The following is a 22,577-nucleotide window of genomic DNA, read 5'->3' on the forward strand; positions in this document are numbered from 1 at the left end:
TACAGCGAGATGCTTAGAACGCTGGAAGGATGGCACCCTTGTACTTCTCTTCAATGAATTTCTTCACTTCAGGGGTGTGCAGTGCGTTAACCAGCTTCTTGATGTCGTCCGAGTCCTTGTTGTCCGGGCGAGCGACCAGAATGTTCACGTAAGGCGAGTCGCTGCCTTCAATGAACAGAGCGTCTTCTTGCGGGTTCAACTTGGCTTCCAGCGCGTAGTTGGTGTTGATCAGCGCCAGGTCAACCTGAGTCAGTACACGTGGGATCGTCGCTGCTTCCAGCTCCCGGAACTTCAGGTTTTTAGGGTTGGCGTTGATGTCTTTGAGCGTCGACAGAATGTTCTTTGGATCTTTGAGGGTAATCAGCCCTTCTTTTTGCAGCAGCAACAGGGCGCGGCCACCGTTGGTGGCATCGTTCGGAATGACGACGTTGGCACCGTCCGGCAGGTCAGCCAACTGCTTGATTTTGCTGGAGTACGCGCCCAGTGGTTCCAGGTGCACGGCGGCAACGCTGACCAGGTGAGTGCCCTTGGCCTTGTTGAACTCATCCAGGTACGGTTGGTGCTGGAAGAAGTTGGCGTCCAGGCGCTTCTCAGCGACTTGCACGTTAGGCTGCACGTAATCGGTGAATACCTTGACCTTCAGGTCAACGCCTTCTTTGGCCAGCGCGGGTTTTACAAACTCCAGGATCTCGGCGTGAGGCACTGGCGAGGCCGCTACAGACAGCTCGCCCGCGTGGGCCGAAAACGCCGCAACGGCAGCCACAGCAGCAAATAACTTCTTCATTCAACAACTCCTTGGAAGTGATTTCAGGTATCTGCCAGCGACTGGCCGGCGATCAGGTTTTCAAACTCGGGATCGGGCTTACTTACGCGAGAAGTGCACCACCAGTTTGTCGCCAACTGTTTGCAGAATCTGCACCAGGATCAGCAACAGTGCGACGGTGACAATCATCACGTCGGTCTGGAACCGTTGATAGCCGAAGCGGATTGCCAGGTCACCCAGGCCACCGGCACCGACCACGCCTGCCATTGCGGTGTAGGACACCAGCGTAATGGCGGTCACGGTAATCGCGGCAAAGATGCCCGGGCGTGCCTCAGGCAGCAAGGCGCTGGTAATGATTTGACGCGTGTTGGCCCCCATGGCCTGTGTGGCTTCAATGATGCCGCGGTCCACTTCGCGCAGGGCCGTTTCGACCAAGCGGGCAAAGAACGGCGTGGCCCCGACCACGAGTGGCGGTATGGCCCCGGCGACGCCCAGCGAGGTGCCGGTGATCAGAACGGTGAAAGGGATCATCACAATCAACAGGATGATGAATGGCAGCGACCGCAGAATGTTCACCGCCAACGACAGCAAGCCGTACACGGTTTTTTGTTCGAACAGTTGACGCGGGCTGCATAAAAACAGCAGCACGCCCAGCGGCAGGCCCAGCACAATGGTAAACAGCAGCGAACCGCCGAGCATCATCATCGTGTCGCCGGTGGCCAGCCAGATTTCGTACCAGTCAATGTTGGAGAAAAAGCTCAAGAAGGATTCCATTAGCGCAGCACCTCCATATGCACGTCTGCGGCGGTGAAGCGCGCGAAAGCAGCGTCCATGTCACCACCGGTGATGGCGAGGGTCAGTTGCCCATAGGGAGTGTCTTTGATGCGGTCGATACGGCCCGCGAGGATGCTGTAATCCACACCCGTTTCACGGGCAACGGTACCCAGCAAGGGGGCGTAGGTCGCATCGCCCTGAAAGGTCAGGCGCACGATGCGGCCTGGAACATGGGCAAAATCGTCTCGCTGCTCGCTTTCGTCGATTTGCTCATCTTCCTGCACGAAACGCTTGGTGGTTGGGTGCTTGGGGTGCAAGAACACGTCAGCGACGGGGCCCTGCTCGACAATGGTGCCGGCATCCATCACGGCGACTTCGTCACACACGCGGCGAATAACATCCATCTCGTGAGTGATCAGCACGATAGTCAGCTTCAACTCGCGGTTGATCTCGGCCAGCAATTGCAGAACCGAGGCTGTGGTTTGAGGGTCGAGGGCGCTTGTGGCCTCGTCGCACAACAGCACTTTGGGTTTGGTCGCCAAGGCGCGGGCAATGCCCACTCGCTGCTTCTGGCCGCCCGAGAGTTGGGCCGGGTATTTTTTTGCGTGGTCTGAAAGGCCAACCCGCGCAAGCAACTCGCTGACGCGTTGATCGATTTCACTGCGCGACAAATCACCGGCCAGTGCCAGCGGCATCGCCACGTTATCGGCCACGGTCTTGGAGGCCAGCAGGTTGAAGTGCTGGAAAATCATGCCGACCTGTTGACGGAAACGGCGCAGGCCGTTGGCGTCCATAGCCGTCACGTCTTCGTTGTCGACGATGATCTGGCCGCCGCTCGGTGTTTCAAGGCGGTTAATCAGGCGCAGTAATGTACTTTTGCCCGCGCCGGAATGACCAATCAGGCCAAACACCTGGCCGCTCTCAACACGCAAACTGGTGGAGTGCAGCGCAGGAATGTCCTTACCAGCGACCCGGTAAGTTTTATGAACGTTATGGAACTCAATCACGTAGCGAACCTTGTGGGGCGCGTAAAAGAAAGTCAGCGGTTAGCCGGGAGCGCATTTTAGCGTGTCCGTATAGATTTTATTAGCATTTATTTCCGTCTAAACCTTCGATTTGGGAATAAGAAACCTAAGGGCTAGAAATAAGAAACGTGCATACACGTTCAGTGCTTGAGCGCTCCGACTGAAGGTCGAAGGCTACAGCTATTCCGGCGGTGAGACGGCGGTTTGCAGGAGCGGGTTCGCTCCTGCAATTACGATTTGCCAGGGATCAGCACCATCTGTGCGGGCACGTGGCGGATGATCTGGCGTTCCAGTTTGAGATCGAACGCCGGGTCGAGCTTTTTCACGCGCTTGTTGATCAGGGTGGCCAGCCACGGGTAATCAGCCGTACGCGGGACTTGCAGGCTGACCGCGCATTGGTAATTGACGATGTCCTGCGCGATCAAGTCCAGTTGATGGCGAAGTTTCGCAATATCGGTGATGTTTAGCGTCACGGTAGTGCTTGGGGCTGCCGGGTCAATCACCTTGGCAGGTGGTCGGGCTTCGGCGGCTTTGAGGGCCGCTTCGGCTTTGTCCAGCTCGGCCTTACGCGCCTGAGCGATGGCGCTGTTAACGCCGCCGGTCAGTGCGGGTGCTTTGGGCATCAAGGCGCGAGCGCGGCTAAGTGCGGTTGCCGCCGCGTTGACATCGCCTTTTTGCAGGACGATCTGGCTGCGCTGCAAGTAGGCTTCAGCCAATTGGCGCTGGTACTGAACCAGTTGCGGGTCATCCGGCGTTTGAGCCTGTAAGGCCGCCAATTGATCTTCGGCGGTCGCGAGTTCGCTGCTGGCCAAGTTTTGCTCCAGCGTGGCGATGGCCTCGGCACGCGCATCCGGGACAGGGTTGTCAGCGGAAGGGGTGCTTTGGCAGGCCCCCAGCAGCAAGGTAAATGCGGCCAGGAGCAAGTAACGGGAGTTGAACAGCTTCATTCCTGCGGCTCTCTAAGTGCGCAAAAAACGAGCAAGTCTACACCCCTCGACGGGGCAGAACAAAACTCAGCAGAAACAGTGCAGCAGCACAGACCACAATCGAAGGGCCTGCGGGTGTGTCCTTGATCCATGACAGTGCCAGCCCTCCACACACGGCCAGCATGCCCAAAAGACTGGCACCCAGGGCCATTTGCTCCGGTGAGCGCGCATGTCGCTGGGCGGCCGCGGCTGGAATGATCAGCAAGGAGGTGATCAGCAGCACGCCGACAATCTTCATGGCCACAGCAATCACGACCGCGATCAACAGCATCAGGGTCATGCGTAACGCAGCCACTGGCAGGCCTTCAACCATAGCCAGTTCCTCGTGCACAGTGATGGCCAACAAAGGTCGCCACATAGCCGCCAGCGCCACCAGCACCGCTGCACTGCCGCCCATGATCCACATCAGGTCGGTCGGGCTGATCGCCAGCAAGTCACCAAACAGATACGCCATCAGGTCAATCCGCACTTCGTGCATGAAGCTTAGTACGACCAGCCCAAGGGACAAGGTGCTGGGCGCGAGAATTCCCAGAAGGGTGTCAGAGGCAAGCGGTTGGCGTTGTTGCAACGTGACTAATAGCACCGCAAGCAGCAGGCAGCCTACGGTGACCGCAAGGGTCGGGCTGACATCCAGCAGGAACCCCAGCGCCACACCCAGCAAGGCCGCGTGGGACAAGGTATCGCCAAAATAGGCCATGCGGCGCCACACCACAAAAGACCCCAGGGGGCCCGCGACGACGGCCAGTGAGAGGCCTGCCAACAAGGCGTAAAACAGAAAATCAGCCATGTTTGCAGCCTTCCCCATGAACGTGTGCAGTCGCCGGCGTGGCATTGTCGGTGACCACGGAGCCATGCAAGTCATGGGCGTGATCGTGGTGATGGTGATAAATCGCCAGGCTTTGTGCGTTTTTGCCGAATAACTCGACAAATGCCGGGTCACCGCTGACGTGTTCAGGGTGGCCCGAGCAGCACACATGCCGATTGAGGCACACCACCTGATCGGTGGTACTCATGACCAGGTGCAAGTCGTGGGAAACCATCAGCACGCCGCAGCCATGGCGGTCGCGCAGGCGGGTAATGAGGCTGTACAGCTCAGCCTGACCTGCCACGTCGACGCCTTGAACGGGCTCATCCAGCACCAGCAGTTCAGGTTTGCGCAACAACGCACGGGCCAGCAGCACGCGTTGCATTTCACCGCCCGAGACGCTCTGCACCGGGCTGTCGATCACTTTTTCTGCGCCCACTTCCTTGAGTGCAGCGAGGGCCTGGTCTCTGTCCACGCCGGGTACCAAGCGTAAAAAACGCAGTACCGATAACGGCAGCGTCGGGTCGACATGCAGCTTTTGCGGCATGTAACCGACCCGCAGCCGGGGCTTGCGCCACACACTCCCGCTTGTCGGTTTAAGTAGCCCCAGCACCGCTTTGACCAGCGTGGTTTTGCCTGCGCCGTTGGGGCCGATCAGGGTCACGATCTGGCCCGGTTCAACGCTCAGCTCAATGTTGTCGAGCACGTTTTGCCCGGCGAACGTCACGCACACCTCTTGAAGACGAATCAACGCAGTGCTCATCAGGCCTCCCGGCAACCCGAACACAACCCCACTACCTCGACGGTTTGGCCTTCGACAGTAAAGCCGACATCGCGGGCGCTGCTGATAATGGCGTCGCTGATGGCTTTTTGTTCAAGCTCAATAGCGGCGTTGCAGGTGCGGCAAATCAGGAATTGGCCCTGATGTGCATGCTCAGGGTGGCTGCAGCCAATGAAGGCGTTAAGGGAGGCGATGCGATGCACCAAGCCGTTCTCGAGCAGAAAATCCAGCGCTCGATAAACAGTAGGGGGTGCTGCGCGTCGACCGTCCTGCTCGCTGAGCACGGCCAAAATATCGTACGCACCCAGTGGCTTGTGGCTTTGCCACACCAACTCCAGCACGCGGCGACGCAATGCGGTCAGGCGCAGGCCTTTCTGCGCGCACAACACGTCCGCTTCGGACAGTGCGCTGTGGACGCAGTGGGAGTGGTCATGGGGACGACTGGCAAGGGGTGTTTTAGGCATGAGTGGCGACGAGTTTTGAGAGAGACGTTATTATGTTACCTGTTTCAACCACCTTGAGTGCCTATTGTGCCCCGTCTTTTTGCGTTTTTTATTGCGTTATCCACCAGTTTTCTGGTGATAAACCCGGCCCATGCCGAGGTCAACGTATTAACCAGCATCAAACCTTTGCAGTTAATTGCAGCGGCGGTGCAGGACGGCGTGGGTAAGCCCGAGGTGTTGTTGGCCCCCGGCGCTTCGCCGCACAACTATGCGCTGCGGCCTTCTGACGTGCGGCGTGTACAGTCCGCCGATCTGTTGTACTGGATTGGTCCGGACATGGAAGGCTTCATGCCGCGTGTCATCAAGAACCGCACCCTGCCGTCAGTGGCCATCCAGACGCTGCCTGATCTAAAACTTCGCCACTTCGCCGAGGATAGCCACTCGCATGAAGAAGATACGGCCGAACATGACCATGATCATCGCCCTGGCACCCTGGATGCGCACCTGTGGTTGGCACCGGACAATGCCCGCGTGATCGCCGCTAAAATGGCCGCCGACCTGAGCGCCAAAGACCCGGGCAATGCAGCGAAGTACCAGAGCAACCTCAAGGCATTCAACGAGCGGCTGGATGCGCTGGATCAGCGCCTGAAAGCCCGTTTGGCAGGGATTGCGGGCAAGCCGTTCTTTGTTTTCCATGAAGGGTATGACTACTTCGAAAGTGCCTACGGCCTTCAGCACGCGGGTACGTTCAGTGTCGCATCGGAAGTTCAGCCGGGTGCTCAGCATGTGGCGGCCATGCGCAAACGCTTACAGGAAGTGGGTAAAACGTGTGTGTTCAGCGACCCGCCGTTGCGGCCCCGCTTGGCTGAAACCCTGGTCGCCGGGCTGCCGGTGAAACTGGCCGAACTGGACCCCTTGGGTGGCTTCACCGAGGCGACCGCGCAGGGTTACGAGCAATTGCTGGAAAAGCTGGGCAATGACCTGGCAGGCTGCCTGGAAAGCCTCTAACCCGGCGCGTACGTCTTCGACGCCGGGCTGTCGCGCAAAGAACCGGGGGGTTGTAGGAGCAGCCGGTCGACGCTCGATTGCTCGCGATCTTTTGATCTTAAGAAGCTTCGGCCTATCCATTGCTGCGGTCGCGGCCACTTAAGGTTGCGGCCTTACGCCGTGTTACCTTGATGGATCAAAAATCAGATCAACAGATCACGAGCAAGCTTGTTCCCACAAACGCTGGCATCCGTAGGAGCGAGCTTGCTCGCGATCTTTTGATCTTTAAGAAGCTTCGGCCTATCCATTGCTGCGGTCACGGCCACTTAAGGTCGCGGCCTTACGCCGTGTTACTTTGATGGATCAAAAACCAGATCAACAGATCACGAGCAAACTCGTTCCTACAGGCTTTGCTCCGTGGGCCCGCCACTGCGCAAAACCTGCGTTCTGCCAGCGTGGTTTAAGGGGGCCCTTGGATCAACAGATCGCGATCAAGCTTGCGCCTGTACTGTTGTTTGCCGAGCCCGCTGTATTTCAGGCTTAAAGCACAAGCGGCAAATGCAAGGTGACAATTTGACGCTTTTTCAAGCGGGTTTCAAACTCGCCCGGGTCGTGAATCAGCACGTCTTGCCCGGCGAATGCCTGAGCGGCGATCAGGCGTGACAGCCAGAACCGGACGCACGCGACGCGCAACAGGGTTGGCCACAACTCGGCTTCACTCGCGGTAAACGGCCGTAATGCGGCGTACGCGCCCAACAAGGCACGTGCCCGTGGGGCGTCAATCGTACCTTCGTCATCCGCGCACCAATCGTTCAATGCAATGGCCACGTCGTACAGCATGGGGCCAGAACAGGCGTTGTAAAAGTCGATCAGCCCGGTCAGGTGCGTGCCTTCAAACATGGCATTATCGCGAAACAGATCACCGTGCAAGTTGGCCTGTGGCAGCGCGAGAATTTGCGACTTGTGTTCTGTAATTTCGTCCAGCGCGTGCTTCAGCAAATCAGCGGACTCTGGCTGCAAGCCTGCTATCTGTGCAGGGCCTTCAGCCAGCATCCAGTCCAGGCCACGGTCGGTTTTGCGTACAAGCACTTTGTCGCGGGTGGCCAGGTGCAAATGGCCGAGCAGATCACCGACCTGGGCGCAATGCTGCGCATTGGCGACGCGAATATGCTTGCCTGCCAGGCGGGGTTGCAGCAGCGCCGGCTTGCCTTTGAGGTCGCGCAAGGCCACGCCGTCTTGAGTGCGCAAGGCATAAGGCACCGGCAGGTCGGCCTCGTGCAGCACATCCAACAGGTCGATAAAAAACGGCATTTCGTCGACTGGACCGCGCTCAACCAGTGTCAGGACAAACTCTCCCTTCTCCAGGCTGATGAAGTAGTTGGTGTTTTCGCTACCCGCGGCAATCCCCTGGAAGTCCAGCAGGCGGCCAAGCCCGTAAGGCGCAAGAAAAGTGTCCAGCTCGGGGCGAGTCAGGGGGGTGAATACAGACATGGTTTAAAACTGCCAGTACGGGCACCGCGTTGAGGCGGTGCCGATTAAAGTTAAGACGCTACTTCCACTCGAAGATTTTCCACGAAGGAATCAGCATATCCGGCTGGTCGGAACGGATGTAATTGGCATCGGTGCCATCAGCGCGTACCAAAAAGTACGGTTTGCCCCCTTTTGGGGTGACCTTGATGGCATACAGGAACCCGTTTTGACGATATTCCTGAATGGTTTTGTCGCCTTCCGTGCGAATGGTGACATCCGGGTCTGCGGACGGGGCGTCATCTGCCGCGAAGGTTACCAGCGGAATGGCTGCAATCAAGCCGGTGAGCAACAGGCGATTAAGTGTGCGCATGATAACCTTGTCCCTTTGTCGTCATTGGTCCGGACATTCTAGCGCCGGACTCGCCGAAAAGGTTGATCCTGCTCATGAGCCAAGCTCCCCTCGTCCTGGTGGACGGTTCTTCATATCTGTATCGCGCTTTCCATGCGCTGCCACCGCTGACCACGTCCAAAGGGCTGCCAACGGGTGCCGTGAAGGGCGTGTTGAACATGCTGAAAAGTCTGCGCAAGCAGTACCCGGACAGCCCTTTCGCGGTCGTGTTCGACGCCAAGGGCGGGACATTTCGCGATGACATGTACGCCGAGTACAAGGCCAATCGCCCCAGCATGCCCGATGACATGCGGGTGCAAATCGAGCCGTTGCACGCCAGTGTGATTGCGTTGGGCTTTCCGTTGCTGTGCGTTGAAGGCGTTGAGGCGGACGATGTGATCGGTACGCTGGCCCGCAGCAGCGCCGCGGCCGACCGCCCGGTCGTGATCTCGACCGGTGACAAGGACATGGCGCAACTGGTGGATGGCCACATCACGCTGGTCAACACCATGACCGGCAGCGTCATGGACGTAGAGGGCGTGAAAGAAAAGTTCGGTGTCTCCCCCGAGCAGATCATTGACTACCTCGCCCTGATGGGCGATTCGTCCGACAACATTCCGGGTGTTCCGGGCATTGGCCCCAAGACGGCGTCTGGCCTGTTGGTGGGCGTGGGTGGCGGCCTAACCGACCTCTACGAAAAGCTTGATATCGTGCCGACGTTGCCCATACGAGGCGCTAAAAACTTGCCGGCCAAGCTCGAAGAACACCGGGAAATGGCGTTCTTGTCGTATCAGTTGGCTACGATCAAGGTCGATGTACCGCTGGACATTGGCCTGGAGGACTTGCACCTCAAAGACCAGGATTGTGAAAAGCTGATTGAGCTGTACACCGAGCTGGAATTCAAAAGCTGGATCGCGGAGGTCGAGCGGGAAGCCAAGCGTGCGGGCCAGGTGATCGCTCAGGAAGCACCGGCGGCTGCGGCCGAAGAAACTCAAGTGCAGTACGAAACGATTCTGGATCAGGCGCGTTTCGACGTATGGCTGAAGAAGCTCAAGGATGCGCCGCTGATCGCTTTTGATACCGAAACCACCGGTCTCGATGCGCAGCAAGCGCAATTGGTGGGCTTGTCATTCGCGGTCAAGCCGGGTGAGGCGGCCTACCTTCCGTTGACGCACTCTTATATGGGCGTACCCGATCAACTGGACCGCGACACGGTTTTGCTCGCCCTTAAGCCCCTGCTGGAAGACCCGGCCAAAGCGAAGGTCGGTCAGCACGCCAAGTTCGACATCAATATTTTGGCCAACTGTGCCATTGGGGGTGATCCCGCCTGCGCAATCACGGTTCAGGGCGTGGCGTTCGATACCATGCTGGAGTCTTATGTGCTCGACTCTACCGCCACGCGTCATGACATGGACAGTTTGGCGCAGAAGTACCTGGGCATTACGACCACCAGCTTCCAGGATATTGCGGGTAAAGGTGCCAAGCAGCTGACATTCGACCAGATCTCACTGGAGCAAGCCGGCCCGTATGCGGCTGAAGACGCCGATGTCACCCTGCGTTTACACCATGCGCTGAGCGAAAAACTGGCCGCGATTCCTAGTTTGAACACGGTTCTTACGGATATAGAGATGCCGCTGGTACCCGTATTGGCGCGCATTGAGCGCCAAGGGGCGCTGGTCGATGCCAACCTGCTGGGTGTGCAGAGTGTTGAGCTGGGCGACAAATTGGTCGCGCTTGAACGTGAGGCCTTTGAAATTGCGGGCGAAGAATTCAACCTCAGTTCGCCAAAACAATTGGGCGTGATCCTGTACGAAAAATTGGGCCTGCCGATTATCAGCAAGACGGCCAAAGGTCAGCCTTCTACCGCTGAAGCCGTCTTGGCCGAGCTGGCTGAACAGGACTTCCCCCTGCCGAAGGTGTTGATGCAGTACCGCTCAATGAGCAAGCTCAAGAGCACCTACACCGATCGCCTGCCTGAGCAGATCAACCCACGAACAGGTCGCATTCACACGTCCTACCATCAAGCCGTCACGGCCACCGGACGCCTGTCATCCAGTGATCCAAACCTGCAGAACATTCCGATTCGTACAGCCGAAGGCCGCCGGATTCGTCAGGCGTTCGTGGCACCTAAAGGCTACAAGCTGCTGGCCGCCGACTACTCGCAAATTGAGCTGCGCATCATGGCGCACTTGGCCAAGGACGAAGGCTTGCTGCATGCCTTCCGCAACAACCTGGACGTGCACAAGGCCACTGCGGCCGAAGTGTTTGGGGTTGAGTTGGACGCTGTCACTACCGACCAGCGCCGCAGTGCCAAGGCGATCAACTTCGGGCTGATCTATGGCATGAGCGCCTTTGGCCTGGCCAAGCAGATTGGTGTCGACCGCAAGCAGTCTCAGGCGTACATCGACCGTTATTTCGCGCGCTACCCGGGCGTGTTGGACTACATGGAACGCACCCGCACTCAAGCGGCTGAGCAGGGTTATGTCGAGACCATTTTCGGTCGTCGCCTGTACCTGCCTGACATCAACGCGAAGAACCCGGCCTTGCGCAAGGGAGCCGAGCGCACCGCGATCAACGCACCGATGCAAGGGACCGCCGCCGACATCATCAAGAAAGCGATGGTGGCGGTGGATCACTGGCTGAGCGCGTCCGGCCTTGATGCCCGCGTCATCCTGCAAGTGCACGATGAATTGGTGCTTGAGGTGCGTGAAGACCTGGTTGACCAGGTGCGCGATGAGATCCGCGTCCACATGAGTGAAGCGGCGACACTTGAAGTGCCGCTGGTGGTTGAGGTGGGGGTTGGCAACAACTGGGATGAGGCGCACTAAGCCTCAGCGCTTGCCGGGATGAAGCCAGAGCCTGCAGCCAGCGATGCTGCAGGCCTGCTTTGTTCCTCAGGTCTTGCAAGGCTCAGGAACTAAATCAGCGAAGCACCAGTCAGAGTCTTTGAATGGCGATGAAGCCCTTCAAGCTCCTGATAGTTGTGTTAAGTGTTGGCAGATAGCTGAACCTCGCCCTAGCGGTTCAGTCCTTGAACCCCGAACTTCCCCCTCCCCCTATGAAGTCCGGGGTTTTTTTTGCCCGTTATTTGTTACTCGCCGGCGTCTTCTTCGCCCTTGTTGGGCAGTTCCAACCAATTGGCAAGCACGGTGTAGGCTTCTTCCAGGCCCAGGCGTTTCGGGGCCGAGAACATCTGGATGGTGATTGCATCGCCCCAGCCCTTACGAATTTGCGACTGCACTTTCAGCAGTTCGCCCTTGGCTGCGCCGTAAGTCAATTTGTCGGCCTTGGTCAACAAAATATGCATCGGCATGCCGCTTTGCACGGCCCAGTCGAGCATCAGCTTGTCGAAGTCCGTCATGGGATGACGAATATCCATCATCAGAATCAGACCTTTGAGGCTTTCCCGACTGCCCAGGTAGGCTTCCAGGTGGCGTTGCCAGTGCAGTTTTAGCGGGATAGGTACCTTGGCATAGCCATAACCTGGCAAGTCGACCAGGCGACGGTCTTCATCCAGCTGGAAGAAGTTCAGCAGTTGGGTACGGCCTGGCGTCTTCGAAGTGCGGGCCAGGCTGGCGTGGGTCAAGGTGTTCAGTGCACTGGATTTACCCGCGTTGGAACGGCCGGCAAACGCCACTTCGAAGCCTGCGTCGTCGGGGCATTGATCGACTTTGGCTGCGCTGAGCATGAATTTAGCCTGTTGGCACAGACCGAGGATGGGGTTCTTGAGTTGCATGGGGTTTCCGATGTGAGCGGTGCCAGGAATGGACACGGCAAGCGGTGTCGTTTCCGTTTCAGTAGCGCCAGTATATAATGCCGCAGATTTTGTGTGCGCTTTGTCCCAGCGAAGGATGAAGAATACGGGAGCGATAGACCCAGGTTGCGCATTAGAACGCAGCAAGCTCCCAACCCTGAAACGGTCGTTTTATGACGAAATGGCTGCTTGCTGCCGGTGCCTTGATGCCACTTTAACAGCGCTCAGGCTACACAGGATCCGGAAGCCGTGTACAACCGCGTTTGTTTTGTCTGCCATGCAGGTCCGCTATCAACGGCACCGAAGTCGGGTGAGCCGCAAGCCAAGGCCAGGGTTGGAGCAAGGTACGCAGATGCCGGTACGGCACGAGACCAGGGTTTACAAGGCGATGCCGCCGCGTGGTTTGTGCATGGACTGCAGTGTCGAGGATTACCGACCTATCATCCACAGGATGAACGAGTAAGCCCGGCCCATAACTCTTAACCCTTAGCCGTAGTTGGATTAGCTGATGAACAAATTACTCGTGAGTCTGCTGTTGACCTTGGGTGTCACCAGTGTTGCCCAGGCTGCAGGCACCGTGCTTGCAGGCGATGCTGCTGCAGGTCAGGCAAAAACCGCTGTATGCGCCGCGTGCCACGGGCCGGACGGCAACAGCATGGCCCCTAATTTCCCCAAGCTGGCCGGGCAAGGCGAGCGTTACCTGCTCAAGCAGTTGCACGATATTAAAGATGGCAAGCGCGTGGTGCTGGAAATGACCGGCCAACTGACCAACCTGAGCGATCAGGACCTTGCCGATATTGCCGCTTACTACGCCAGTCAAAAGAGCTCAGTGGGCGCTGCCGATCCTGCATTGGTTGAGCGCGGCCAGGCGCTGTTCCGTGGTGGGGACATTGAAAAGGGTTTGCCAGCTTGCATCGGCTGCCACTCACCTAACGGCCAAGGCAACATCGCCGCAGGGTTCCCGCATGTGGGCGGCCAGCACGCCAGTTACATTGAAAAACAGCTTACCGACTTCCGTGAAGGCGATCGGACGAACGATTCCGATACGATGGTCATGCGCAGTATCGCCGCCAAGCTGAGTAACAAGGACATCAAGGCGTTGGCCAGCTATATTCAAGGTCTGCACTAATGGTTTAGGCAATCCGTGTTTTCAGGGCTTCAGGCCTTGGGCCACGTTAACGATTGTTTAATCTTTGAATGTGAACCTGAAAGGGCAGCTTGAGCTGCCCTTTTTCATGTTCTGTGCCGTTACACTAACGAACTCAAGCCGGATCGGACCTGTCTGAATGCAGGTCACGTTAAAGCGACCTTATTTGCCCAGGAGTAAAGCATGCGTAATCTGATTCTCAGCGCCGCACTCGTCAGTGCCAGCCTGTTTGGCATGAGCGCTCAAGCCGCCGAGCCGCTTGAAGCCGGTAAACAATATGTAGAGCTGAGTAGTGCCGTGCCGGTTGCCGTGCCTGGCAAAATCGAAGTGGTTGAGCTGTTCTGGTACGGCTGCCCGCATTGCTATGCGTTTGAGCCGACCATCAACCCGTGGGTAGAAAAACTCCCTTCTGATGTGAATTTTGTGCGTATTCCAGCCATGTTCGGTGGTATCTGGAATGTTCACGGCCAATTGTTCATTACCCTTGAAGCCATGGGCGTTGAGAACAAGGTCCATAAAGCGGTGTTCGAAGCGATCCACGGCGGTAAAAAGCTGGCAACGCCAGAGGAAATGGCTGAGTTCCTGTCAGGCGAAGGCGTCGACAAGGACAAATTCCTGAGCACCTACAACTCGTTCGCCGTTAAAGGCAAGGTTGAAGAGGCCAAGAAAAAAGCCCAGGCCTATCAGATCTCCGGAGTACCTACCCTGGTGGTCAATGGTAAATACCGCTTTGACCTCGGCACCGCCGGTGGCCCTGAGGGCACGCTGAACGTGGCTGATCAACTGATCGCCAAAGAACGGGCGGCTAAATAATCGGGTCTTTTCCATGCGGCGCTGGAAGAACGAACGAATCGTTGGCCTGCATGAGCCTCAGGTCAACGAAGATCATCTGGCAACCAGCGGGTTGCCGGAAGACCGACGGCTGCGTTTGCTCAGCTTCAATATTCAGGTGGGTAACAGTACGCAAAGTTACCGCCACTACCTGACCCGCAGTTGGCAGCATGTGCTGCCGCATAAAGGCCGGGTCGGGAACCTGGACAAGATAGGTGACCTGCTGAGCGATTTCGATCTCGTCGCTTTGCAGGAGGCCGACGGTGGCAGTCATCGATCGGGCTACATCAATCAGGTTAAATATTTGGCCCAGCAGGGCGAATTCCCTTACTGGTATCAACAACTCAATCGCAATCTTGGGCGTTTGGCGCAGCACAGTAACGGTGTGCTAAGCCGGTTACGTCCCTCTGCGATTGAAGATCACCCCCTGCCCGGCCCTGCTGGTCGTGGTGCCATTCTGGTGCGTTTCGGTGAGGGGGCCGATGCGCTGGTGGTCGTCATGATGCACCTCGCGCTGGGCGCTAAAACCCGAACCCTACAGTTGGGGTATGTGCGGGAGCTGATTGAGGGCTACCAGCATCAGGTCTTGATGGGAGATATGAACACCCACGCCAGCGACCTGCTGCAGGCCTCGCCGTTGCGCGACCTTGGGTTACTGGCACCGCAGACGGAGGCGACGTTCCCCAGTTGGCGTCCGCAGCGCTGCCTTGACCATATTTTGCTAAGCCCCAGCCTGACCCTTGAGCGTGTACAAGTGCTGGACCAACCTATTTCCGACCATTTGCCTGTGGCAGTCGAAATCCGCCTGCCTGGCTCTGTGGGCGTCGATTCGCTACCGGCGTTGAGCCCTTCTGACGCTGAGTTCCCGGCATGAGCGCCGGTGACGCCGAACGCTGGAAAGAAAAATACCTCAAAAGCATCGAGCAGCAAGACAAGCTCGAACGCCGCTGGAATGCGCGGCTCGATTTGTTGCGTCGCGGGCTTGTCCGCAGCACCTTGGCGGCCGAAGGCGCGGACAGGACCGTCGACCAATGCATGAAGGAAATGCGTGAAGTCGTACGCACGGATGACATGGATGCCCCGTTGGCCGCTTTGTTGCCGCGTCTTGAAAAAGCGGTGCTCGACTCCGAGCAGCGCCGTGAAACGCGTGTGGAGCAAATAGGCGTTGCACTGTCGTCCCTGGTGGCGCAATTGCAAGCCCTGCCGTTACCTCGTGATGTGAAGAAGCCACTCAAGGCATTCGCCAAGCGGCTCGACGGCCGGGTGGCCCAAGCGCGAGAAATGCCCCTGTTGTTGGGTGAGCTGAGTGACTTGCAAGGGCGTGCTCTGGCCCCCCAATTCAATGACCCTGAGCCCTCCAAACCAGGGCTATTGCAGCGACTGTTCGGAGCCCACGACACGAACCCGAGCGACAGGGTGGCCAGTGAAGCGCCCGCGGCCCCATTGCCTGTTGCTGTGCCCCCGTCCCCTGCGGTGCACGCGCCTGCCGCCCGCCAAGATGTGGAGCCTCAGGTGTCGCTGGAGCCTGCACACGGCTCTGTACCTCAGGCCGATGCTCAGCGCGTACCTTCTCTGGCAGAGTTGCCACTGCTGCCTTCGGTGGAAGAAAGGCCTGCACCTGAAGAGCAAGATGAGTCGCGGGGTGCGCTTGAGTCGGTCGTAGCCTTGGTCGATACCGAAGTTCAGCGGCTTGAAGCCATCCCCGAGAGCCCGCAAGTTGAACCACCGGGCTTTCCTGAGCCTGATGAACGGCCCCTTATGGCGCAATCGTCGGCTGAGCCCGAGCCGGTCGAGGCTGATGCCGCCTATGGTTTACCTGAAACCGCCGAGCCTACGTATAGCTCGGTGGCGGAACATATTGAGTCCACCCTGCTCGGTTTGCTCAGCGACCTGTCGTTGCCCGAGCACCACCGGCCCATGGCCGAAGCGATGCGTCGGCGTTTAGAAAAAGGGCTTAATTGGTACGAACTGCTACCGATCCTCGATGATCTTGCTGTTTTAATGCTGGCCGTCACCGACAGTGGTCAGCATGAGTTCCAAACCTACCTCAAGCAACTCAACGGGCGACTGGAGTCTTTCCAGAACAATCTTCAGGCGGCGACAGCTGGCCACGCCGAAGGCAAAACCGCTGCTGATGATTTGCACAGCCAGTTACGCGTGCACGTCGATGAACTCCAACACAGCATGCAAGGTGCCGTGGATTTGAACAGCCTCAAGGGCATTCTGGAGGGCCGTCTTGAAGGGCTGTTGAGTACCATGGAACAACACCGCCAGCAGCGCGATGCACGCGAGCAAGAGGTATCGGTCCTTTTGCAAGGGCTGGCCGAGCGGGTGGTTCACATGGAGCAGCAGGCGCTCAATTATCGCGAACACCTTGAAGAGCAGCGTCAGAAGGCGTTGGTCGACCCGCTCACCGGCTTGCCCAATCGTGCGGCCTGGGGCGAACGGCTTGCGGTTGAGGTCGCTCAGTGGAAAACACAAGGCACCCCCTTGTTGATCGCCATGCTCGATCTCGATCACTTCAAACGCATTAATGATGGTTATGGCCATTTGGCGGGTGACAAGGTGTTGAAAATCATTGCCGCCCAATTGCAAAAGCACCTGCGCACCAACGATTTCATTGCCCGTTTTGGTGGCGAGGAATTTGTGCTGTTGATCGCTGATACGCCCTTTGAGAAGGGCGTGGCGTTGATCGAAACGTTGCGGGCGGCTATCGAAGCGTGCCCGTTCCATTTCAAGGGTGAGCGTGTGACGATCACGGCGTCTATCGGGCTGTCGGCGTTCAACAGCGGCGATCGCAGTGAGGCTGTACTCAAGCGGGCGGATGACGCGTTGTATCGTGCCAAAAGCAAGGGCCGTAATTGTATTGAGTCGAACTAATTCTCTATTTTTCTCATGTCGTTACAATCCTACCCAAGAGTAGTACTTTTCTTTTATGCTGTTTATTGGCCTTTGCTTTCTTGACGCTGCATGAGTTGGCGACTTAGCTAACATAACAGCGTGCGAGAAGGTGGTAAGTGTCTTGAAGTTGAGTGTTTAAGCTAAAGGCATTTTACGTGTTATTTAATGGCACTGCCGATGTCTGTATTGTTAACCACCTTTTCCACACGCTGTCATGTAGGTTTATCGGCAGGATGCCCTCGATGAGTTTAGGGAGTGGTATGAGAAAAGTCATTGTAATGTGTTCGATGTTTATGTTGATATCAGGGTCTTTTTCCGCATTGGCGGCGGCTAAAGGGCACGAATACTCGGCCAGAATTGATGCGCAAGGTAAGGTCGAGGCACAGTCGGCGCACTGGATAGAGTCTGTTGATCACGTCAGTCAAACTAACTATGGCGCCAGTTATAAGGTTAATATTGTGCCAGGTGCGTTTCAGAAAGAACCCAAGTATTGTCATGTATCGACCTACGATAATTCAACGTATGAACATACCTTGTATGGGATTGCGAAGTTGTCGAGCAAGCCAACGCGTGAAACAGTTAATGTTATCGGTTTAATGCTTGGTCTTGATAAGCCTTCTGGCGATTCATCCATGAGTTTTTATCTGGTGTGTGGTAAGTAAGCGTCGCTTCCCTGCTCTCGTAGAGCAGGGATTTATACCGCAGCGAATGTCGCCCCACGATATAACTCAGCTCAGTAAGGTATGCTTGCTCGCTTACTGATACCTGTGCAGCCCATGCCTATGAAATTTCCCGCCTTTATTTGTGTTCTTTTACTACTGGCCGGTTGTGCCAGTGGCCCTCGTATGGACACCAGCCACCCGTCGGTCAACCACGATAGCCGTGTGCAGTTTATCGTGCTTCATTACACCTCAACCTCGCTGGAGCGTTCGCTGGAACTACTGACCCGTGGGCCTGTGAGCAGCCATTACCTGATAGGTGACACGCCACCGACCCTGTACAAACTGATGGATGAAAACCAGCGAGCCTGGCACGCCGGGGAAAGCCAATGGAAAGGCCGCACTTGGCTCAACTCAAGCTCCATTGGGATCGAAATCGTTAACAAAGGGTTTGAAGACACCCCGAATGGCCGGGTCTGGTACCCCTACACGGAAGGCCAGATACAGGCTTTGATTACGTTACTCAACGATATTTCGACCCGGTACAAAATCGATCCGCAGAACATCATTGGCCACAGTGATATTGCGCCGCTGCGCAAGCTAGACCCGGGTCCGTTGTTTCCCTGGAAGCGTTTGGCTGAGGCAGGTTTTGGTGCCTGGCCAAATGCACAGAGCGTAGCCCGTGAGCAGGCGCTGTTTAACCAGGCTTTGCCCAGCGTGACATGGTTCCAGCAGCAGCTTGCGATACTGGGTTATGAAACGCCGCAGACCGGTGAGCTGGACGTTGCTACTCGCCACGTGCTGGCGGCCTTTCAGATGCACTTTCGGCCCTCACGTTTCGACGGAGTACCCGATGCTGAAAGTGCAGCCATTTTGAAAGTGCTAAACACGCAAAAGAACGGCTAGGCCTCGGGTCAAGCTAGAGGTAGCGCCATGTAAAACTGTGTGCCTTGGCCCGGGCGAGAGAACACGCCTATTCGCCCGCCATGCAGTTGCACAATCTCTTTGCACAGTGCCAGCCCAAGCCCGGCCCCGCCTTTTTTGCGCCCTACTTGTACAAAGGGTTCAAATATCCGGCCTTGCTGGCTATAGGCGATGCCTTCGCCGTTGTCTTCAACGCTGATAATGACCCGTTCGCCATGCCGGCGGGCTTGCAGTCGGACATGCCCGTCACAGGCCGTGTGGCGCAATGCGTTGTCGAGCAGGTTATCCAACACGCGGTCCAATTGCGCGTGATCGGCATTCAACTCAGGCAGCAACGGTTGCAAGTCGATAATCAGGTCCACCTTTTTGGCGCTGGCACGTTCCATAAAGCGGGCGCGGGCGTGCTCTAACATCATTTCCAGATTGCAGGGGCTCAGGGTCAGTTTTTGCATGCCGTTTTGATAGCGGGAAAAATTCAGCAGGTCATTGATCAACTGCATCAGCCGCTGCATTTCTTCGTTGACGGTGTTGAGCAAGTCCATCTCCCGCGATTGCGGGTCGAAGTGGGCGCGCTCCAGAAATAACCCGAATGCCATATGCATACCCGTGACCGGGGTGCGCAGCTCATGGGAGGCGCGCAGGACGAACTCGCTGCGTACGCGCTCGAAGGCCCGCTGCTCGGTCACGTCATGTAACACCATCACAGCACCAAGAATAGGCCCTTTCGGTTGGCTGACCGGTGTGAGGCTATAGGTCAGCAGGCGGGTTTCCCCTCCGGCATTGACGCTCAAGTCTTCCGGTACGCGCTCAAGGCTGCCGCCGCGTAGCACGGTCAGCAGCAATTGGTCGAGCTCCGGGCGCTGCAACGCCTCGCCCAAGGACTGGCCGAGTGAACGCTCGTCCCAACCCAGCTGACGTTGCGCGACGGGGTTCAAATGCTCTAGCCGGCCTTGATGGTCAATCATCAACAAGCCGTCATCAATGCTGTCGAGTACGGTTTGAAAACGCTGCTGGCCTGCTCGCATTTCGTCGACATTGGTTGCCTGATGCTGGCGCAAGGCTTCTGCCATGATCCCGAAGCGCCGGGTCAGCAGGTTCAACTCGGTGGCTGAAGACAGGGGTAACACCACCTCAAAATTACCTTTGCCGATGTTGTCAGCCGCTTTGGCCAATGCTTCGATCGGTGCCCCGAAACGCCGAGCGATACCGTGCGCTGTAATAAAGCCGATGGCCAGCACTGCCAGCCCCACCAGCCCCAGTAGCGCGGCGATAATCATGGCTCGGTCATGGGCAGACGATTGAGCGTTGTAGATATCGTCGAGCGCCTGACGATGCTCGACCAGCAGGCCGCTGCGTAATTGGTCGAAGCGGTCTGCAAGCTCGCTGGGATTGCTCAGGTCAATGCTGGCGTTGTCTGTGTTACTGAGCGCTTGCAAAAACTGCTGATAATCCGCGTAGGCTTTAGCGAAACCGCTTTGCAGGTTGTTCTTGCGCTCATGCTCGATACCTTGCTCAAGCAGTTTGAAATACTCTTGGGTTGAGGCCTGCAGGGCTTTGAGGTCATTGGGGTGGCGAAGAATCAGGATTAACTGATCACCCAGGCTTTGGCGCATCTTGAGGTCCAGATCAAGGGTGATGAAGTTGTTCTTGATCAGGGCTTTTTGGGTTTTGGCCATTTGCATCACACTGACAACCCCGAGCAGCAGGCCGAGCAGCGCGACTGTAATCAGCGCTGAAATGCTTAAAAACAGTCGGGTGCGCAGTTTGATTGCCAGTTTCATCGCAGGCCACTCATAGGTTGTACTGTTTGCGTTTGCGATAAAGCGTCGAAGCATCAATGCCAAGGGTCTTTGCCGCTTGGTCCAGGGTTTCACTGGTAGCAAGTACTGCGCCAATGTGCGCTTTTTCCAGTTGATCCAGGCTCAGGGCGGCTCCTATCCGTGGTGTGTTCGGTGTGCTTTGCTCTGCCATGCCCAAGTGGCTGACTTCGACTATTTCCTGTGGGCAAATAATGCTCGCCCGTTCAACCACGTTACGTAGCTCGCGAATGTTGCCCGGCCAACGGTAGTTGGCCAGCGCTTGGCGGGCTTCCGGGCTGAAGGCTCGCGCGGGGCGGGCATACTCTTTGACGAACCGTGCCAGGAAACGGTCCGCCAAGGTCAGGATATCTTCACTGCGCTCGCGCAGAGGGGGCAGATGCAAGGTGATGACGTTCAGGCGGTAGAGTAAGTCCTCTCGAAAACGTCCGTCGCGCACCATGTCTTCGAGGTTGAGGTTGGTCGCGGCCAGAATGCGCACATCAGCCCGGCGGGTGACGGGATCGCCTACCCGCTCGTAGGCTTTGTCCTGAATAAAGCGCAGTAGTTTTGGCTGCAGTGTCAGCGGAAAATCGCCTATTTCGTCCAGGAATAAAGTTCCGCCATCGGCCTGATTGACCCGCCCCAGTGTGCTTTCGCTGGCACCGGTAAAGGCTCCCCGGGTATGGCCAAACAGTTCGCTTTCCATCAGTTCAGCGGTCAGTGACGGGCAATTAATAGTGATACAGGACTTTTTGGAGCGTTTGCTCCACCCGTGAATCGCTTGTGACAACTCGCCTTTACCCGTTCCGGATTCGCCGAGGATCAGAATATTGGCATCGGTCCCGGCGACTTGGCGGGCGGTTTCCAGTACCACCATCATGGCCGGGCTGTGGGAGTCGAGGCCGTCCTTGGGTTTGCGGGCTTCACCTTCAAGGGCTTCGAGACGGGCGGATAACTGACGAACTTCCAGTTGCTTGGCTGCGGCAAGACGCAATTGATCCGGGCTGCAGGGTTTGACCAGATAGTCTGCCGCCCCGGCCTGAATGGCATCGACCGCGGTGTCGACGGCGGAGTGGGCGGTCACGATCACCACCCGCATCCACGGCGCTTGAATGCGCATTTGCGCCAAAACGTCCAGGCCATTGTCTTCACCCAGGCGCAAGTCCAGAAAGCACACGTCGAACACCTGGCGCTGGATCAGGGCTTCGGCTTGTGCCGCGCTGCTGGCGGTAGCAACGGCGTATCCCTCGTCTTCAAGGCAATAACGGAATGTACGCAGGATGGCGGACTCATCATCAACCAGCAGAATGCGACCCTGGTTCTCTTTGGCGGCTTCCATTTCCTGCGTTCCTTAGCGAGTGATCTTGGTTAGTGTCGGAATATTCGTGCAAGTTGCATGATTTTTACGAATGTTTCAGCGCACAGTCTGACTTTTCCGATTCTTAATTTATAAAATGTTGATTTTAAACAATTTAATGATCTGTCAGACGGCTCATTGGCACCAAAGGAGCGTTCCTTACGGGCCGTATTGAAATTTAACCTGAATGCCCGGCCATCGTCTGTCGCCGATCGTGCAGAACGCCCGACGGTTTAAAAGGCTATCGTGCAGGATGCGCGTCATCGCGATTTCTTTGATCTTATAACTATATGATTTATATAGGTTTTATTCGTTTGTGAAGCTGGCATGCGGCCTGCAACTACAGAAGTATTGAAGCGGCTAACGCCTGTAAGGGTGAGTGGCAAAAAACGATACTGAGCAGCAGGAGTTTAAGCATGAATCGTCAAGGATTAGCCAGCATGCATGTTTCCCCACTGCACCTGCAGCAAGGCGTGATGGCCATGCTTGCGCTTCTAGTGACGTTGATTGCAGGCCAGCAGTGGGCCCGGTGGGAGCAGGTACAGCCCCCTGCCCCGCAGGTCATGCGCTCAGTCGTCGTGCACCATCCTTTTAGCGCGTTCAAGTCAGCGTCGCAGGTGAGCGGCCACTACGACCGCGTCGCTGATGGGGAAACGCGAACGGCAGATTCGCAACCTGTGCCGCAAAGCTGGGTGTTTTAACGCTTCACACGTTTGATGCCCTGACGCGGCTTCCAATCGCATGACCGGCATCTCACTTTTTCGCACCGTAATAAGGAGAGAC

Annotated in this window: 21 protein-coding genes and 1 pseudogene; 10 read left to right on the top strand and 12 right to left on the bottom strand. The window is 57.0% G+C overall.

Features of this window, described 5'->3' with window-relative positions; all coding sequences use genetic code 11:
- Positions 1-13: 13 nt before the first annotated feature.
- The 7 genes from Q1W15_RS22070 to Q1W15_RS22100 form a co-directional block, all read right to left on the bottom strand.
- Positions 14-784 (bottom strand): MetQ/NlpA family ABC transporter substrate-binding protein, encoded by a 771-nt coding sequence (locus Q1W15_RS22070; protein ID WP_300732464.1) that lies wholly within the window; start codon positions 782-784, stop codon positions 14-16.
- A 78-nt stretch (positions 785-862) separates the two neighbouring features.
- On the bottom strand, positions 863-1,537 hold the full coding sequence (locus Q1W15_RS22075; protein ID WP_300732466.1) for a methionine ABC transporter permease: 675 nt from the start codon (positions 1,535-1,537) through the stop codon (positions 863-865).
- On the bottom strand, positions 1,537-2,544 hold the full coding sequence (locus Q1W15_RS22080) for a methionine ABC transporter ATP-binding protein (protein WP_300732469.1): 1,008 nt from the start codon (positions 2,542-2,544) through the stop codon (positions 1,537-1,539). Before Q1W15_RS22080 ends, Q1W15_RS22075 begins: the two co-directional genes overlap by 1 nt.
- Before the next feature lie 248 nt (positions 2,545-2,792).
- Positions 2,793-3,509 (bottom strand): PA5502 family lipoprotein, encoded by a 717-nt coding sequence (locus tag Q1W15_RS22085; RefSeq protein ID WP_300732472.1) that lies wholly within the window; start codon positions 3,507-3,509, stop codon positions 2,793-2,795.
- A gap of 37 nt (positions 3,510-3,546) precedes the next feature.
- Complete coding sequence (gene znuB, locus Q1W15_RS22090) at positions 3,547-4,335, bottom strand: zinc ABC transporter permease subunit ZnuB (protein WP_300732476.1); 789 nt, start codon at positions 4,333-4,335, stop codon at positions 3,547-3,549.
- Positions 4,328-5,116: a zinc ABC transporter ATP-binding protein ZnuC gene (znuC, locus tag Q1W15_RS22095; protein ID WP_300732479.1), complete on the bottom strand. Its 789-nt coding sequence runs from the start codon at positions 5,114-5,116 to the stop codon at positions 4,328-4,330. The genes znuB and znuC overlap by 8 nt, the downstream gene beginning before the upstream one ends.
- Positions 5,116-5,598, bottom strand: coding sequence for a Fur family transcriptional regulator (locus tag Q1W15_RS22100; RefSeq protein ID WP_300732482.1), 483 nt, complete (start codon positions 5,596-5,598; stop codon positions 5,116-5,118). Before Q1W15_RS22100 ends, znuC begins: the two co-directional genes overlap by 1 nt.
- A 66-nt stretch (positions 5,599-5,664) precedes the next feature.
- On the opposite strand from Q1W15_RS22100, the gene znuA reads away from it, so the two are divergent.
- Positions 5,665-6,585 carry a zinc ABC transporter substrate-binding protein ZnuA gene (gene znuA / locus Q1W15_RS22105; RefSeq protein ID WP_300732485.1) on the top strand — a complete coding sequence of 307 codons (921 nt, stop codon included), beginning with the start codon at positions 5,665-5,667 and terminating at the stop codon, positions 6,583-6,585.
- Between the two features lie 519 nt (positions 6,586-7,104).
- Here znuA and Q1W15_RS22110 read toward each other — a convergent pair.
- Both Q1W15_RS22110 and Q1W15_RS22115 read right to left on the bottom strand, forming a co-directional pair.
- On the bottom strand, positions 7,105-8,055 hold the full coding sequence (locus tag Q1W15_RS22110; protein WP_300732488.1) for a homoserine kinase: 951 nt from the start codon (positions 8,053-8,055) through the stop codon (positions 7,105-7,107).
- A 58-nt stretch (positions 8,056-8,113) separates the two neighbouring features.
- Complete coding sequence (locus Q1W15_RS22115; RefSeq protein WP_300732494.1) at positions 8,114-8,404, bottom strand: DUF2782 domain-containing protein; 291 nt, start codon at positions 8,402-8,404, stop codon at positions 8,114-8,116.
- Between the two features lie 74 nt (positions 8,405-8,478).
- Between Q1W15_RS22115 and polA the strand changes: the two genes are divergently transcribed.
- Entirely contained in the window at positions 8,479-11,250 is a 2,772-nt protein-coding gene (gene polA / locus Q1W15_RS22120) for a DNA polymerase I (protein ID WP_300732497.1), read from the top strand.
- Positions 11,251-11,513: 263 nt separating this feature from the next.
- Here the strand turns inward: polA and yihA are convergent, their stop codons facing one another.
- Entirely contained in the window at positions 11,514-12,158 is a 645-nt protein-coding gene (gene yihA / locus Q1W15_RS22125; RefSeq protein ID WP_300732500.1) for a ribosome biogenesis GTP-binding protein YihA/YsxC, read from the bottom strand.
- Between the two features lie 191 nt (positions 12,159-12,349).
- Between yihA and Q1W15_RS22130 the strand changes: the two are divergent.
- From Q1W15_RS22130 to Q1W15_RS22160, 7 genes and pseudogenes are all read left to right on the top strand, one after another.
- Positions 12,350-12,639, top strand: a pseudogene (locus Q1W15_RS22130) (cytochrome c5 family protein).
- Positions 12,640-12,684: 45 nt separating this feature from the next.
- Entirely contained in the window at positions 12,685-13,305 is a 621-nt protein-coding gene (locus tag Q1W15_RS22135) for a c-type cytochrome (protein ID WP_300732503.1), read from the top strand.
- Positions 13,306-13,506: 201 nt separating this feature from the next.
- Positions 13,507-14,136: a thiol:disulfide interchange protein DsbA/DsbL gene (locus Q1W15_RS22140; protein WP_300732506.1), complete on the top strand. Its 630-nt coding sequence runs from the start codon at positions 13,507-13,509 to the stop codon at positions 14,134-14,136.
- Positions 14,137-14,149: 13 nt separating this feature from the next.
- Positions 14,150-15,028 (top strand): endonuclease/exonuclease/phosphatase family protein, encoded by an 879-nt coding sequence (locus tag Q1W15_RS22145; RefSeq protein WP_300732509.1) that lies wholly within the window; start codon positions 14,150-14,152, stop codon positions 15,026-15,028.
- Complete coding sequence (locus Q1W15_RS22150) at positions 15,025-17,034, top strand: diguanylate cyclase (RefSeq protein ID WP_300732512.1); 2,010 nt, start codon at positions 15,025-15,027, stop codon at positions 17,032-17,034. The genes Q1W15_RS22145 and Q1W15_RS22150 overlap by 4 nt, the downstream gene beginning before the upstream one ends.
- 281 nt (positions 17,035-17,315) lie before the next feature.
- Positions 17,316-17,717, top strand: coding sequence for a hypothetical protein (locus Q1W15_RS22155; RefSeq protein WP_300732515.1), 402 nt, complete (start codon positions 17,316-17,318; stop codon positions 17,715-17,717).
- Between the two features lie 120 nt (positions 17,718-17,837).
- Positions 17,838-18,620 (top strand): N-acetylmuramoyl-L-alanine amidase, encoded by a 783-nt coding sequence (locus Q1W15_RS22160; RefSeq protein ID WP_300732650.1) that lies wholly within the window; start codon positions 17,838-17,840, stop codon positions 18,618-18,620.
- An 8-nt stretch (positions 18,621-18,628) separates the two neighbouring features.
- Here Q1W15_RS22160 and Q1W15_RS22165 read toward each other — a convergent pair whose 3' ends face one another.
- Positions 18,629-20,419, bottom strand: coding sequence for an ATP-binding protein (locus tag Q1W15_RS22165; protein ID WP_300732518.1), 1,791 nt, complete (start codon positions 20,417-20,419; stop codon positions 18,629-18,631).
- A gap of 10 nt (positions 20,420-20,429) precedes the next feature.
- Complete coding sequence (gene algB / locus Q1W15_RS22170; RefSeq protein ID WP_300732521.1) at positions 20,430-21,776, bottom strand: sigma-54-dependent response regulator transcription factor AlgB; 1,347 nt, start codon at positions 21,774-21,776, stop codon at positions 20,430-20,432.
- Between the two features lie 434 nt (positions 21,777-22,210).
- Here algB and Q1W15_RS22175 point away from each other — a divergent pair, with 434 nt between their 5' ends.
- A complete protein-coding gene (locus Q1W15_RS22175) occupies positions 22,211-22,495 on the top strand; it encodes a hypothetical protein (protein WP_300732523.1) in 285 nt (94 codons plus the stop codon).
- The last annotated feature ends 82 nt before the right edge of the window (positions 22,496-22,577 follow it).

This window comes from Pseudomonas sp. (assembly GCF_030150285.1).
Taxonomy (GTDB): domain Bacteria; phylum Pseudomonadota; class Gammaproteobacteria; order Pseudomonadales; family Pseudomonadaceae; genus Aquipseudomonas.

What these genes read in the sequence shown, in the direction of transcription:
- Q1W15_RS22070 (WP_300732464.1), bottom strand. Translation starts at nt 784, where the DNA reads ATGAAGAAGTTATTTGCTGCTGTGGCTGCCGTTGCGGCGTTTTCGGCC.
- Q1W15_RS22075 (WP_300732466.1), bottom strand. Translation starts at nt 1,537, where the DNA reads ATGGAATCCTTCTTGAGCTTTTTCTCCAACATTGACTGGTACGAAATC.
- Q1W15_RS22085 (WP_300732472.1), bottom strand. Translation starts at nt 3,509, where the DNA reads ATGAAGCTGTTCAACTCCCGTTACTTGCTCCTGGCCGCATTTACCTTG.
- znuB (WP_300732476.1), bottom strand. Translation starts at nt 4,335, where the DNA reads ATGGCTGATTTTCTGTTTTACGCCTTGTTGGCAGGCCTCTCACTGGCC.
- znuC (WP_300732479.1), bottom strand. Translation starts at nt 5,116, where the DNA reads ATGAGCACTGCGTTGATTCGTCTTCAAGAGGTGTGCGTGACGTTCGCC.
- Q1W15_RS22100 (WP_300732482.1), bottom strand. Translation starts at nt 5,598, where the DNA reads ATGCCTAAAACACCCCTTGCCAGTCGTCCCCATGACCACTCCCACTGC.
- Q1W15_RS22110 (WP_300732488.1), bottom strand. Translation starts at nt 8,055, where the DNA reads ATGTCTGTATTCACCCCCCTGACTCGCCCCGAGCTGGACACTTTTCTT.
- Q1W15_RS22115 (WP_300732494.1), bottom strand. Translation starts at nt 8,404, where the DNA reads ATGCGCACACTTAATCGCCTGTTGCTCACCGGCTTGATTGCAGCCATT.
- polA (WP_300732497.1), top strand. Translation starts at nt 8,479, where the DNA reads ATGAGCCAAGCTCCCCTCGTCCTGGTGGACGGTTCTTCATATCTGTAT.
- yihA (WP_300732500.1), bottom strand. Translation starts at nt 12,158, where the DNA reads ATGCAACTCAAGAACCCCATCCTCGGTCTGTGCCAACAGGCTAAATTC.
- Q1W15_RS22135 (WP_300732503.1), top strand. Translation starts at nt 12,685, where the DNA reads ATGAACAAATTACTCGTGAGTCTGCTGTTGACCTTGGGTGTCACCAGT.
- Q1W15_RS22140 (WP_300732506.1), top strand. Translation starts at nt 13,507, where the DNA reads ATGCGTAATCTGATTCTCAGCGCCGCACTCGTCAGTGCCAGCCTGTTT.
- Q1W15_RS22145 (WP_300732509.1), top strand. Translation starts at nt 14,150, where the DNA reads ATGCGGCGCTGGAAGAACGAACGAATCGTTGGCCTGCATGAGCCTCAG.
- Q1W15_RS22150 (WP_300732512.1), top strand. Translation starts at nt 15,025, where the DNA reads ATGAGCGCCGGTGACGCCGAACGCTGGAAAGAAAAATACCTCAAAAGC.
- Q1W15_RS22155 (WP_300732515.1), top strand. Translation starts at nt 17,316, where the DNA reads ATGAGAAAAGTCATTGTAATGTGTTCGATGTTTATGTTGATATCAGGG.
- Q1W15_RS22160 (WP_300732650.1), top strand. Translation starts at nt 17,838, where the DNA reads ATGAAATTTCCCGCCTTTATTTGTGTTCTTTTACTACTGGCCGGTTGT.
- Q1W15_RS22165 (WP_300732518.1), bottom strand. Translation starts at nt 20,419, where the DNA reads ATGAAACTGGCAATCAAACTGCGCACCCGACTGTTTTTAAGCATTTCA.
- algB (WP_300732521.1), bottom strand. Translation starts at nt 21,776, where the DNA reads ATGGAAGCCGCCAAAGAGAACCAGGGTCGCATTCTGCTGGTTGATGAT.
- Q1W15_RS22175 (WP_300732523.1), top strand. Translation starts at nt 22,211, where the DNA reads ATGAATCGTCAAGGATTAGCCAGCATGCATGTTTCCCCACTGCACCTG.